Genomic DNA, 12,639 nt, shown 5'->3' with positions numbered 1-12,639 from the left:
GGCCGGCCTAGCGCTGCAGCACGGATTCGAGGGCCTGCAGCAGCGGCGGGGCGCCGGCCCGGTTGTCGATCTCCAGGTGCGGCACGGCCGGTGGGCGGTCCGGGGGTATCGCGGCCAGGAACTCCGGCCAGCGCGCCAGCTTCTGGCCGTCGCGGTGTGAGCCGCGCGCCAGCAGCCGCTGCCGCAGGGTCTGCTCGTCGGAGCGGACCCAGACCAGCGACACCGGGTCGCCGCCCAGTGCGGCGACGAACGCGTGCCAGCGGGCCGGGTCCGAGATCTGGCCGGTGAACGGGCCCGACAGCAGCACCGGGCAGCCGTGGGCACGGATCTCGCGCGCGGTCGCGGCCAGGCCCGCGTACTCGTGGATCTTGATGTTCGTGTCGTACCAGGGACCCTCGCGCTCGCCCGGGGGGCGCCCGGCCGCCTCCAGGGTCGCGGCCACGAAGTCGCCGTAGAGGGTGTCCTTGTCGAGCAGTGCGGGCGTGGGGGAGAGCAGCCGCAGCAGCAGGTTGGCGACCGTGGACTTGCCCGCCCCCGGCGGGCCGGCCACCACCCAGGCCGGCGCCGTCATGCCACCAGCAGCTGGTTCGTGGCCAGCTCCCGGTACAGCGGGCTGATCTCCAGCAGCTCCTCGTGGCGCCCGACCGCCGCGACCCGCCCGGCCTCCAGCACCACGATCTGGTCGGCGTCGACCACGGTGGACAGCCGGTGCGCCACCACGATCATGGTGCGGTTGCGGGCGACGGTGTCGATCGCCTCGCGCAGCGCGACCTCGTTGCGCGCGTCCAGGTTCGAGGTCGGCTCGTCCAGCAGCAGGATCGGGGGCGCGGCGAGCAGGGTACGGGCGATCGCCAGCCGCTGCCGCTCGCCTCCGGACAGCAGCACGCCGCCCTCGCCGACCTGGGCGTCGAGCCCGTTCGCGGTCCGTCCGACGATCTCGGTGAGGTTGACCGCCGCGAGTACCTCCAGCATCTGCGCCTCGGTCGCGCCCGGCACGGTCAGGCGCAGGTTCTCCCGCAGCGTGCCGGCCAGCACCGGGGCCTCCTGCTCGACGTACCCGAGCTGCGCGCGCAAGGCCCGGCGCGGCAGGTCGCGCACGTCCGCCCCGGCCACGCGGACCGTGCCGCCGGTGACGTCGTAGAAGCGCTCGACGAGCTGCAGCAGCGTCGACTTGCCGGCGCCGGACGGCCCGACGAGGGCGGTGCGCGTGCCGTACGGCACCGTGAACGACACGTCGCGCACAACGGGCTCGGGCGCGGCCGCGTAGCCGAACGTGACGCGCTCGAAGACGACCGCCGAGGGCCCGATCGCCGGGCGCGTGGTGCCGGTGTCGGCCTCCAGCGGCACGGCGAGGATGTCCTCCATGCGCTGCAGTGCGCCGAGGCCGGTCTGCAGCTGGGTGTACGCGTGCAACGCCTGCCCCAGCGGCATGACCAGGAAGAACAGGTACAGTACGAACGCCACCAGGTCCCCGACGGAGATCGTGCCGGCCGCGACCCGCGCGCCCCCGACCCCGAGCAGGAGCAGGAAGGCGCCCTGGATCGCGGCGATGCTCGCCGGCCCGACGAGCGCCTGCAGGCGGGCGATGCGCACGCCCGCGTGGTACGCCCCCTCGGCGCTGACCTCGACGGCCGCGATCTCCCGGTCCTCGGCGTTGCTGGCCCGGATCGTGCGCGCGGCCGACAGCGCCCGCTCCACGGCGCTGGTCATCTCGCCGATGCGCTCCTGGGCCGCCTCCGACGCGGGCCGCACCCGGCGCGAGAAGACCAGCGCGATCGACAGCCCCAGCGCGAGCCCGAGCCCGGCGGTCAGGAACAGGATCGGGTCGAGCAGCAGCATCGCCACCGCCGCCCCGACCACCATCACCGCGCCGGTGACGGTCTCGAACAGCCCCGACGTGACCACCGCGCGCAGTAGCGTCGAGTCCGCGCCGACGCGGGAGAGCAGGTCACCGGTGCGCCGCGAGTCGTACTCGCTGATGGGCAGCCGCAGCAGGTGCCGCGTGAGCCGGCGGCGCGAGGTGAGCACCAGCCCCTCGGCCGTGCGCTGCAGCAGGTAGTCACGGACCGCGGTGATGACGGCGACCGCCGCGAGCACCACGACGAGCAGGGCGACCGTGCCCCACACCGTGCGCGAGGCCTGAAGCCCGTCGAGCACTCGGCGGGTGAGCAGGGGCTGGGCGAGCGTGGTGACGGAACCGAGGAGGGAGAGGACCCCGACGACGACGAGGGTGGCCCGATGATCACGGAGGTAAGGCAGCAGCGACCGCAGCGAGACGCGAGGCGAGTCGGACACGAATCAAAGCTAGCTTAGACTTGACGAGCCCGAATTCAGCCGAAGCCAGATGAGGTGCCGCTTGACCGTCCAGTCCGTCCGCCTGTTCGGCGACCCGGTGCTGCGCACCGCAGCCGACCCGGTCGTCGACTTCGACAAGGAGCTGCGCAAGCTGGTGAGCGACCTGCTGGACACGATGCACCAGCAGAACGGCACCGGCCTGGCCGCCCCGCAGATCGGGGTCGGGCTGCGGGTGTTCTCCTTCGACGTCGACGAGGTCGTCGGGCACCTGGTCAACCCGGTGCTGGAGTTCCCCGACGAGGAGGAACAGGACGGGCCCGAGGGCTGCCTGTCGATCCCCGGGGTGTACGTCGACACCAAGCGGCGCCAGAACGTGATCGCCAAGGGCTTCAACGAGCACGGCGACCCGATCCAGATCGTCGGCACCGGGCTGATGGCCCGCTGCGCGCAGCACGAGACCGACCACCTCGACGGCGTCCTGTTCGTCGACCGGCTCGACCCCGAGCGGCGCAAGCAGGCGATGAAGGAGATCCGGGCGGCCGAGTGGTACAGCCCCGCTGCGCCCCCGGTCGTCAAGGCGAGCCCGCACGGGCTCTTCGGGATTCGGTGAGGCTCCGGTGAGGCTGGTTTTCGCGGGCACCCCGGTCGTGGCGCTGCCCGCCCTCGACGCCATCGCCGCGTCGCAGCACGAGCTCGTGGCGGTCGTCACCCGGCCGGACGCGCCCGCCGGGCGTGGGCGGCAGCTCGTCCCGTCGCCGGTCAGCGCGTGGGCGAGCGAGCGCGGCATTCCGGTGCTGACGCCGGCCAAGCCGCGCGACCCGGAGTTCCAGGAACAGCTGCGCGCCCTGGAGCCCGACTGCGCGCCCGTGGTCGCCTACGGTGCCCTGGTGCCGCGCAGCGCCCTGGACATCCCGCGGCACGGCTGGGTCAACCTGCACTTCTCGCTGCTGCCCGCCTGGCGCGGCGCCGCGCCCGTGCAGCACGCGGTGCTGCACGGCGACGAGGTCACCGGCGCGAGCGTGTTCCTGCTGGAGGAGGGCCTCGACACCGGGCCGGTCTACGGCACGCTCACGGAGCCCGTCGGACCGCGCGACACCTCGGGCGACCTGCTCGAGCGGCTGGCCAAATCCGGCGCCGAGCTGCTCGTGCAGGTCCTGGACGGCATCGGGGCGGGGGCCCTTTCGGCGGTACCGCAGCCGCACGAAGGGGTGACGACCGCTCCGAAGCTGACCGTGGAGGATGCTCAGGTGCGCTGGGGCGACCCCGCCTTCGCGGTCGACCGGCGGGTCCGGGCCTGCACCCCGGCCCCGGGCGCGTGGACCACGTTCCGCGGCGAGCGGCTCAAGCTCGGCCCGGTCACCCCGCTCACGGCGGCGACCGTGATCGCGGGCGGCCCGGCCTCGCCCGGCCCCGGCCAGATCGCCGTCGAGCGCAACCGCGTGCTCGTCGGCACCGGCACCGTGCCCGTCGTGCTGGGCACCGTGACCGCGCCCGGCAAGAAGGCGATGCCCGCCGACGCGTGGGCCCGCGGCGCCCGGGTCGAGTCCGGGGAGCTCGTATCTTGACGCGCCCGGTTCCTCGTCGCGGCCCGGGCCAGCGGCCCGCCGGTGGGCGCGACGACCGGCTGGCCCGGCCCCCGCGCGGCGGCCGGCCGGCGATCGACCCGGCCCGCGAGGCGGCCTACGAGGCCGTGGCGGCCGTGCACCGCGACGACGCCTACGCCAACCTGGTGCTGCCCGGCATCCTGCGCGAGATGGGCGTGTCGGGGCGCGACGCGGCCTTCGCGACCGAGGTGACGTACGGCACGCTGCGCCAGACCGGCACCCTCGACGCGATCGTCGCCGCCGCGGCCGACCGGGCGATGGAGCGCATCGACCCGCCGGTGCGCGACGCGCTGCGGATCGGGGCGTACCAGCTGCTGCACATGCGCGTCGGCGCCCACGCCGCCGTGGCCACCACCGTGGACCTCGTGCGCTCGCTGGTGCCGGGGGCCGCCGGCTTCGCCAACGCCGTGCTGCGCCGTGTCGCCGAGGCCGACCGCGCGGCCTGGGTCGAGCGCCTCGCGCCCGAGGACCCGATCGCCCGCGCCGCGCTGGCCCACGCCCACCCGGCGTGGATCGTCAACGCGTTCGCCGACGCGCTGGGCTCCCTCGACGAGGCCGAGCTCGCCCTGGACGCCGACAACCTGCCGCCGGCCGTGCACCTGTGCGCCCGCCCGGGCCTGGTCACGGCGGCGGACCTGGCGGCCGGGCTGCGCGGGGCGACCGTCGGGCGGTACTCGCCCTACGCGGTCGTGCTCGCCGGCGGCGGCGACCCGGCCGCGATCGCGGCGGTGCGCGACGGGCGCGCCCACGTGCAGGACGAGGGCAGCCAGCTGGTCGCGGCCGTGCTCGCCGACGCCCCGGTGGAGGGCCCGGACGAGCGCTGGCTCGACCTGTGCGCCGGCCCGGGCGGCAAGGCGGGCCTGCTCGGCGCGCTCGCCGCGCAGCGCGACGCGCACGTGACGGCGGTCGAGATCACCCACCACCGCGCGGAGCTCGTGGCCAAGGCGACGCCGGGGCTGCCGGTGTACACCATCAACGCCGACGGCCGCGACATCGGCAAGGACCCGGACCTGCCCGAGGGCGCCTTCGACCGCGTGCTGGTCGACGCGCCCTGCACCGGCCTGGGCGCCCTGCGCCGCCGGCCCGAGGCGCGCTGGCGCCGTCAGCCGTCGGACCTGCCGCCGCTCACCCGGCTGCAGCGGGAGCTGCTCCAGGCGGCCTTCCGGGCGGTCCGGCCGGGCGGCATCGTGGCGTACGTCACGTGCTCGCCGCACCAGGCCGAGACGGAAGTCTCGGTGACGGAGGCGGCACGGCGCTCGTCGATCGAGGTGGAGCTGGTGGACGCGCGGCCGTACCTGCCCGCGGCCCTGCCCGAGGTGGGCACGGGCCCGACGGTGCAGCTGTGGCCGCACCGGCACGGCACCGACGCGATGTTCGTGGCGCTGCTGCGACGGGCTAACTGATCGAGTCGTGGGCCATCGGGTCGCGCTGCTGCGGTACCTCCGGAATGAGCGCCGCGACCGCGTCCCAGGCCCCGCACCCGGCGTTGATGAGCCGGTCGCGCTCGGCCGCCCAGGCGATGCCGAGCGCCTCGCGGGCCGCGGCGTCGAGCTGGAGGCGGGCGTCGTTGAGCAGCGTGCGCTCCTCCTCGTCGAGGTGGTGCGCGAGGGAGTTGGCGAGCCGGCCCACGGCCCGGTCGAAGTCGGGCGCGAGCACGTCGCGCACCTCGAGCAGCGCCAGGAGCTTGCGGTGCCCGTCGATGTGCTCGTCGGCGCCGTGCTCGACGTGGGCGCCGCCGTCGGCCAGCTGGCGCAGCTTCGGGTACACCTCGGTCTCCTCGGCCGTGGCGTGCGCGATGAGCAGGTCGGCGAGCTCGGCCCGCGCGCTCGTGCGCCGGGCCCGCAGGGTGTCGGGGTCGGTGTCGCGGGTCCGCAGGACGCGCAGCAGGTACTCGAACCGCACGTGATCGCTGACGATCGCCTCGACGACATCCATGGGTGCCATTCTCGCAGCCGCCCACGGCAGATCACGCATCGAACGCGCGTCGTCGCGATGCGTCGCGGCGGGTCATGCGTTGGGGTGAGCGCCGCCCGGGATCGCGGATAGCATCACGCTGTGTCGGACAACCTGGTGATCGCGCCCTCGATTCTCGCCGCGGACTTCTCCCGCCTCGCCGACTCGGCGCGGGCCGTCGAAGGGGCCGCGGACTGGCTGCACGTGGACGTCATGGACTACCACTTCGTGCCCAACCTCACGATCGGGCTGCCGGTGGTGCAGAGCCTGCGCCGGGCGACGACCCTGCCGTTCGACTGCCACCTCATGATCGCCGACCCGGCGCGCTGGGCTACTGACTACGCCGAGGCCGGGGCGTACAACGTGACCTTCCACGCCGAGGCGGCCACCGACCCGGTGGCCATCGCGAAGGACCTGCACGCGGCGGGGAGCCGGGCCGGGCTCGCCATCGACCGGGACACGCCCGTCGACGGGTACCTCGACCTGCTGCCCCACTTCGACCTGCTGCTCATCATGACCATCAAGGCCGGCTTCGGCGGCCAGGCCTTCCTCCCCGAGCTGCTGGACAAGGTCCGCACGGCGCGTCGCCACATTGACACTGGTCATCTCGAGTTGCGCATTGAAGTCGACGGCGGCGTGGCCGAAGATACGATCGCGGCGTGTGCGGCGGCCGGGGCCGACACCTTCGTGGCCGGGACCGCCGTCTACGGCGCGCAGGACCCGGCCGCGGCCGTGCGCAAGCTGCGCGGCATCGCCGCGGACAACTGAGACCGGCGCCGGCCGGAAACGAACAGACGGGACGACAGTGGGCGAACGCGACCTGATCCTCGTGGTCGACGACGACGTCGACATCGCCCGGTTCATCAAGGTGAACCTCGACCTGGAGGGGTTCGAGGTGCTGATGGCCCACGACGGGTCCACCGCGCTCAACCTCATCCAGGAGCACAAGCCCGCGCTGGCCGTGGTCGACTGGATGATGCCGCAGCTCGACGGGCTCGAGCTGACCCGCCGGCTGCGGGCCGACCCGATGACCGCCTCGATGCCGGTGATCCTGCTGACCGCGCGCGGGCAGACCGCCGACAAGGTCATCGGCCTGCAGGCCGGGGCCGACGACTACCTGGTCAAGCCGTTCGACACCATGGAGCTCGTCGCCCGGGTGCGCTCCACGCTGCGGCGCAACCAGGAGAACCGCGAGGTGTCGCCGCTGACCGGCCTGCCCGGCAACACGCGCATCCTGCGCGAGATCACCGACCGGGCGCGGGCCGGCACCGACTTCGCGGTCTCGCACGTGGACATCGACCGGTTCAAGCCGGTCAACGACGTGTACGGCTTCCAGCGCGGCGACGAGTTCATCATCGCCCTCGCCCGCGCGCTGCACCGGGCCGTCGTCGACGTCGGCCTGCCGCCCGCGTTCCTCGGCCACATCGGCGGCGACGACTTCCTGATCGTCTGCACCCCCGACCAGCTCAAGGACCTCACGACAAACGCGATCCTGGCGTTCCAGGGCGCCGCCGACGCGCTGTACGACCCGGTCGACGCCGAGCGCGGCTACATCGAGGTCGTCTCCCGCACCGGCGAGGTCCAGCAGCCCAACCTGGTCACCCTGTCGATCGGGGTGGCCGTCGCGACGCCCGAGAGCGGCAAGTTCACCGACCCGCGCGAGGTCATCTCCATCGCCACCGAGATGAAGAAGGTGGCCAAGAAGCACAACGGCAACTACGTCGCCGTCGACCGCCGCAGCGTGGTGGACCTGAGCTGACCCGGTTGCTGTGACGCACATCCCGCAACCTGGAAGGTAAGGACCGGCGGTTGTGTGTCAGACTCAGGTTACGTACCCACCACGCGCTGGCGGGGCTCGGTGAAATTCCGAACCGGCGGTAATCGCTCCTCCACGGGGAGCGGGAGCCCGCGACCCGGTCGAAGCCATCGGCCGGTGGACCTGGTGTGAGTCCAGGGCCGACGGTCAAAGTCCGGATGGGAGTTCAGCGCGCGGGATCCGGTGTCGACCCATTTGGGGCGATTCCGGTGGGTCGCCGCGCGCTCCCTGGTCGAAACATCGGGGTGCCATAGGCGTCCCCCCGCGTGTGATCACTTGACCACGCGGGAGAGGGCCATGGCAGACGACGAGACGTTCATGCGACGCGCCATCGAACTGGCGCGCCTGAGCCTCGGCGAGACCAGCCCCAACCCCAACGTCGGCTGCGTGCTCGTCGCGCCCGGCGGCGAGATCGTCGGCGAGGGGCGCACGGCCCCGGCCGGCGGGCCGCACGCCGAGGTCCGGGCGCTGCTGGCGGCGGGCGAGCGGGCCCGCGGCGCCACCGCCTACGTCACCCTCGAGCCCTGCGACCACACCGGTCGCACCGGGCCGTGCTCGCGCGCGCTCGTCGCGGCGGGGGTGGCCCGGGTCGTGGTCGGGGTCGCCGACCCCAACCCGGTCGCCGCGGGGGGCGCCGAGACGTTGCGCGCCGCCGGGGTCGTCGTGGAAATGGGTTCGGTACTGCACGAGCCCGCCCACGAGGCCATGGAGGGCTGGCTCACCGCCGTTTCCCGGGGCACCCCTTACGTCATCTGGAAGTTCGCGGCCACGCTCGACGGGCGCTCGGCCGCGGCCGACGGGACCAGCAAGTGGATCACGTCCCCGGACGCCCGGGCGGACGTGCACCGGCTGCGGGCCGGGGTCGACGCGATCATCGCCGGCATCGGCACCGTGCTCGCCGACGATCCCCAGCTCACGGTCCGCTCGCGCCAGGGCGTCCTCGCCCCGCGCCAGCCGCTGCGGGTCGTCGTCACCGGCGCGCGCGGCGCCGAGCTCGACGACGGCAGCTTCCGGATCACGGACCGCTCGGCCCCCACCTGGCGCGCGGAGGGCTCGGACCTCCCGGCCCTGCTGCGCGAGCTGTACGCCCGCGGCGTACGGGTGGCGCTGCTCGAGGGCGGGCCGACCCTCGCGGGCGCCTTCCTCGCCGCGGGGCTCGTGGACCGGGTGGTGGCCTACCTCGCCCCCAAGCTGCTCGGGGCCGGCCCGGCCGCCCTGGGCTTCGCCGGAATCTCCAGCATCGCCGAGGCATTGACGCTCGACGTTGTCGACCTTGCCAGGATCGGGCCCGACGTGCGCCTGACGGCAACAGTGAAAGGTGCGTGAGCAGTGTTCACCGGCATCATCGAAGAGCTCGGGACCGTCGTCGCGATCGACGAGCTGGGCGACTCCGCCCGGCTGGCGATCCGCGGGACGACCGTCACCTCCGACGCCGCCCACGGCGACTCGATCTCGGTCAACGGGGTCTGTCTCACCGTCGTGGACAACGCCGACGGGGTGTTCACCGCCGACGTGATGGGGGAGTCGCTGCGGCGCTCGACGCTCGGCGCGCTGCGCCCGGGCTCGGCCGTGAACCTCGAGCGCGCCGCGACGGTCGCCACCCGCCTCGGCGGGCACATCGTGCAGGGCCACGTCGACGGGGTCGGGCAGGTCCTGTCGCGGGAGGCCGGCGACCAGTGGGAGACGGTGACGTTCGCGCTGCCCGAGGGGCTGGGGCGCTACGTCGTGGAGAAGGGCTCCATCACCGTCGACGGGATCTCGCTGACCGTCATGGCCGTCACCGACGACACATTCTCGGTCGGGCTCATCCCGACCACGCTCAAGCTCACGACGCTCGGCGCCAAGGGCGCCGGCGAGCGGGTCAACCTGGAGGTCGACATCATGGCCAAGTACGTGGAGAAGCTGCTCGGCAAGGCGGCCCAGTCATGAGCGAGCCGGCTTCGAGCCTGGACACGATCGAGCGGGCGGTCAAGGAGATCGCGGCCGGGCGCGCGGTGATCGTGGTGGACGACGAGGACCGCGAGAACGAGGGCGACCTGATCTTCGCGGCCGAGTTCGCCACGCCGGAGCTGGTCGCGTTCATGGTGCGCTACACGTCGGGCTACATCTGCGTGCCGATCACCGAGGCCGAGGCCGACCGCCTCGACCTGCCGCCGATGTACCGCACCAACCAGGACCGCCGCGGCACCGCCTACACCGTCACGGTCGACGCCCGCTTCGGCGGCACCACCGGCATCTCCGCCGCCGACCGGGCCCGCACGATCAACCTGCTCTCCTCGCCCGAGACCCAGCCGCACGACCTGACCCGGCCCGGGCACATCGTGCCGCTGCGGGCCAAGGACGGCGGGGTGCTGCGCCGGGCCGGGCACACCGAGGCGGCCGTGGACCTGGCCACCATGGCCGGCCTGCGCCCGGCCGGCGTGCTCTGCGAGATGGTCAACGACGACGGCACCATGATGCGCCTGCCCGACCTGCGCGCGTTCGCCGCCGAGCACGACCTGGCGCTGATCAGCATCGCGGACCTGATCGCGTACCGCCGCCACACCGAGCAGCAGATCGAGCGGGTCGCCGAGACGCGGCTGCCGACCGAGCACGGGGTGTTCCGGGCGGTCGGGTACACCCAGCGGTACGGCAACGGCGAGCACATCGCCCTGGTCTACGGCGACCTCGGCGACGGCGAGGACGTGCTCGTGCGCGTGCACTCCGAGTGCCTGACCGGCGACGTGTTCAGCTCGGTGCGCTGCGACTGCGGCCCCCAGTTGGAGGCGTCGATGAACATGGTCGCCGCCGAGGGCCGCGGCGTGGTGCTCTACATGCGCGGGCACGAGGGCCGGGGCATCGGGCTCATGCACAAGCTGCAGGCGTACCAGCTGCAGGACCTCGGCCGCGACACCGTCGACGCGAACCTGGACCTGGGCCTGCCCGCGGACGCGCGCGACTACGGCACCGGCGCGCAGATCCTGGTGGATCTCGGCATCAAAACGATGCGGCTGCTCACGAACAATCCGGCAAAGCGGGCGGGCCTGGAAGGGTACGGTCTGTCCGTACTGGGTCGCGTGCCCCTGCCGACCCGGCCGCACCCCGAGAACGTGCGCTACCTGCGCACCAAGCGGGACCGCATGGGGCATCTGCTGGACGAGCTCGACGAGGTTGCGGAGGGACTTGCGTAATGGCTGGTAGTGGGGCACCCGTCCTGCAACGGGTGGACGGCACCGGGCTGACGTTCGGGATCGTGGCCACGCGGTGGCACGCCGACCTCGTGGACCACATGCTCAACCGGGCGATCGAGGCCGCGGAGGCGTCAAACGTCGACCACATCACGGTGGCCCGGGTCGAGGGCGCGGTCGAGCTGCCGGTGCTGGCGCAGGGCCTGGCCCACCGCTTCGACGCGGTGGTCGCGCTCGGCGTGGTCATCCGGGGCGACACGGCGCACTTCGAGTACGTCTGCCAGTCCGTCACCGACGGCCTCACCCGGGTCGCCCTGGACAACTCGACGCCGGTCGCCCACGGGGTGCTCACCGTCGACAACTACGAGCAGGCGCGGGCCCGGGCGGGCTTCCCCGACTCCGCGGAGGACAAGGGCTACTCGGCCGCGCTGGCCGCCCTGGACGCGGCCGTGGCGCTGCGGCTGGTCGCCAAGTCCTGAGCCGTCACGTGGGTGGGAGGCCGCATGGGCCCCCCACCCGCGCTCAGACCTCGAGGGCCGCGGCCAGCTCGTCGCGGAAGCCGCGCTCGGCCGGGGTGACCTGCTCGCCGCCGATGCCCAGCACCCCGCCGGTGCTCGCCGCGCCCACGACCACGTCGGCCAGCGTGACGACCCAGTAGCGGTACGCCTCGGCGTCGGCCGTCTCGGCCTTCGCCGCCAGCAGCTCGTGCGCGGCCCGGGCCCGGGAGATCACGTCGGCCAGCCCGGCCTCGCGGTCGGGAAACTCGATGACCGGGGGCTCGTCGCCGTCGGTGATGTCACCCTGGCGGCTGACCACCTCGGCGGCGACGGTCTTCACGAGCTCGCTGGACGAGCCGCGGCCGTCGGCGATGGCGGTCATCCCCGCCGTCCACTCCTCGCGGGTGCGCCGGGCGCCGTCGGCCTCGGCCTGGGACGCGGCGATCAGGACGGACTGCGGGAGGCCGACGAGCAGGCCCCACTCTTCGTCGGTGTACTTCGGCTCCGTATCCACGAGGCACAGGGTAACCAGGTGATCAGGCCGGTAAACCGATGGGCGGACCCGCGCGTCGTCTGGGTGTGATGGCGGAAGCCGCGGCCGCGGCGTGGGACCGTAGGCCGGTGCAGGCAGCGACCCCCGGCAACCCGGCGCGCGACCCGGGCCGCGAGTTGCTGCGCGACACGCCGGAGGAGGGCGCGCGCGGCTGGAGCGCCGACGAGGCGATCGGGGCCCTCTTCGCCGCGCACTACCGCGGCCTCGTGCGCCTCGCGGTCCTGCTGCTGCACGACGAGGGGGTCGCAGAGGACGTGGTCCAGGACGCGTACGTCGCGCTGCACCGCCGCTGGTGGCGCCTGCGGGACGCGGACAAGGCGCTGGCGTACCTGCGCACGAGCGTGCTCAACGGGGCCCGGTCGGCGCTGCGCCGGCGGGGCGTGGCCGAGCGGCACGTCGCCCGGGGCCCCGACGGCCCGCAGGTCGTGGCCAGCGCCGAGACGGGCGCGCTGAGCCTGCTCGCGCACCGGGAGGTCCTGGACGCGGTACGCCGGCTGCCCACCCGGCAGCGGGAGGCGATCGTGCTGCGGTACTACGCCGAGCTGTCCGAGGCCGAGATCGCCGACGCCATGGGGGTCAGCCGCGGCGCCGTCAAGAGCCACGCGTCCCGCGGCATGGCCGCGCTGCGCCAGACCTTGGAGCGGATGCCGTGAGCGGTCCGGAGCGCAGCGGAGGGGCCGCTCACCAGAGGCACAGTTTTGTCGTGCTGGTGCCGGAGCTTGCGGAGGTGCCGGCGCGTGGTCCGGAGCGCAGC

14 protein-coding genes and 1 riboswitch are annotated in these 12,639 nt (G+C 73.7%); of the genes, 10 read left to right on the top strand and 4 right to left on the bottom strand.

Annotated elements, in window-relative coordinates:
- Positions 1–7: 7 nt before the first annotated feature.
- Positions 8–571, bottom strand: coding sequence for an AAA family ATPase (locus AB0B76_RS17085; RefSeq protein ID WP_360375616.1), 564 nt, complete (start codon positions 569–571; stop codon positions 8–10).
- The gene (locus tag AB0B76_RS17080; protein ID WP_360375614.1) at positions 568–2,295 is read right to left on the bottom strand and encodes an ABC transporter ATP-binding protein; all 1,728 of its coding nucleotides are present in this window, start codon (positions 2,293–2,295) and stop codon (positions 568–570) included. Before AB0B76_RS17080 ends, AB0B76_RS17085 begins: the two co-directional genes overlap by 4 nt.
- Positions 2,296–2,356: 61 nt before the next feature.
- Here AB0B76_RS17080 and def point away from each other — a divergent pair, with 61 nt between their 5' ends.
- Genes def through AB0B76_RS17065 form a run of 3 tightly spaced genes read left to right on the top strand, consistent with a single transcriptional unit; the run spans position 2,357 to position 5,302 of the window.
- Complete coding sequence (gene def / locus AB0B76_RS17075) at positions 2,357–2,905, top strand: peptide deformylase (protein WP_360375612.1); 549 nt, start codon at positions 2,357–2,359, stop codon at positions 2,903–2,905.
- 7 nt (positions 2,906–2,912) lie between these two features.
- Entirely contained in the window at positions 2,913–3,860 is a 948-nt protein-coding gene (gene fmt, locus AB0B76_RS17070) for a methionyl-tRNA formyltransferase (RefSeq protein ID WP_360375610.1), read from the top strand.
- Positions 3,857–5,302, top strand: a complete 1,446-nt coding sequence (locus tag AB0B76_RS17065) for an RsmB/NOP family class I SAM-dependent RNA methyltransferase (protein ID WP_360375608.1) — start codon at positions 3,857–3,859, stop codon at positions 5,300–5,302. The genes fmt and AB0B76_RS17065 overlap by 4 nt, the downstream gene beginning before the upstream one ends.
- Here AB0B76_RS17065 and AB0B76_RS17060 read toward each other — a convergent pair.
- Positions 5,295–5,834: a hemerythrin domain-containing protein gene (locus AB0B76_RS17060; protein WP_360375606.1), complete on the bottom strand. Its 540-nt coding sequence runs from the start codon at positions 5,832–5,834 to the stop codon at positions 5,295–5,297. The genes AB0B76_RS17065 and AB0B76_RS17060 overlap by 8 nt on opposite strands.
- A gap of 120 nt (positions 5,835–5,954) precedes the next feature.
- On the opposite strand from AB0B76_RS17060, the gene rpe reads away from it, so the two are divergent.
- From rpe to ribH, 6 genes are all read left to right on the top strand, one after another.
- A complete protein-coding gene (gene rpe, locus AB0B76_RS17055) occupies positions 5,955–6,620 on the top strand; it encodes a ribulose-phosphate 3-epimerase (protein WP_360375604.1) in 666 nt (221 codons plus the stop codon).
- Between the two features lie 37 nt (positions 6,621–6,657).
- Entirely contained in the window at positions 6,658–7,611 is a 954-nt protein-coding gene (locus tag AB0B76_RS17050; RefSeq protein ID WP_360375602.1) for a response regulator, read from the top strand.
- Between the two features lie 81 nt (positions 7,612–7,692).
- A riboswitch (FMN riboswitch) is annotated at positions 7,693–7,843 on the top strand.
- A 122-nt stretch (positions 7,844–7,965) separates the two neighbouring features.
- Entirely contained in the window at positions 7,966–8,994 is a 1,029-nt protein-coding gene (ribD, locus tag AB0B76_RS17045; RefSeq protein WP_360375600.1) for a bifunctional diaminohydroxyphosphoribosylaminopyrimidine deaminase/5-amino-6-(5-phosphoribosylamino)uracil reductase RibD, read from the top strand.
- 3 nt (positions 8,995–8,997) lie between these two features.
- Entirely contained in the window at positions 8,998–9,597 is a 600-nt protein-coding gene (locus AB0B76_RS17040) for a riboflavin synthase (RefSeq protein ID WP_360375598.1), read from the top strand.
- The gene (locus tag AB0B76_RS17035) at positions 9,594–10,838 is read left to right on the top strand and encodes a bifunctional 3,4-dihydroxy-2-butanone-4-phosphate synthase/GTP cyclohydrolase II (RefSeq protein WP_360375596.1); all 1,245 of its coding nucleotides are present in this window, start codon (positions 9,594–9,596) and stop codon (positions 10,836–10,838) included. The genes AB0B76_RS17040 and AB0B76_RS17035 overlap by 4 nt, the downstream gene beginning before the upstream one ends.
- Positions 10,838–11,314 (top strand): 6,7-dimethyl-8-ribityllumazine synthase, encoded by a 477-nt coding sequence (ribH, locus tag AB0B76_RS17030; RefSeq protein WP_360375594.1) that lies wholly within the window; start codon positions 10,838–10,840, stop codon positions 11,312–11,314. The genes AB0B76_RS17035 and ribH overlap by 1 nt, the downstream gene beginning before the upstream one ends.
- A 43-nt stretch (positions 11,315–11,357) precedes the next feature.
- On the opposite strand, the gene AB0B76_RS17025 is transcribed toward ribH, so the two are convergent.
- A complete protein-coding gene (locus AB0B76_RS17025) occupies positions 11,358–11,846 on the bottom strand; it encodes a hypothetical protein (RefSeq protein WP_360375592.1) in 489 nt (162 codons plus the stop codon).
- A gap of 107 nt (positions 11,847–11,953) precedes the next feature.
- Between AB0B76_RS17025 and AB0B76_RS17020 the strand changes: the two genes are divergently transcribed.
- Entirely contained in the window at positions 11,954–12,538 is a 585-nt protein-coding gene (locus tag AB0B76_RS17020) for a SigE family RNA polymerase sigma factor (RefSeq protein WP_360375590.1), read from the top strand.
- Positions 12,539–12,639: the final 101 nt, after the last annotated feature.

This window comes from Dactylosporangium sp. NPDC049140, from assembly GCF_040648435.1.
This window is presented reverse-complemented; position numbering and strand designations above follow the sequence as displayed.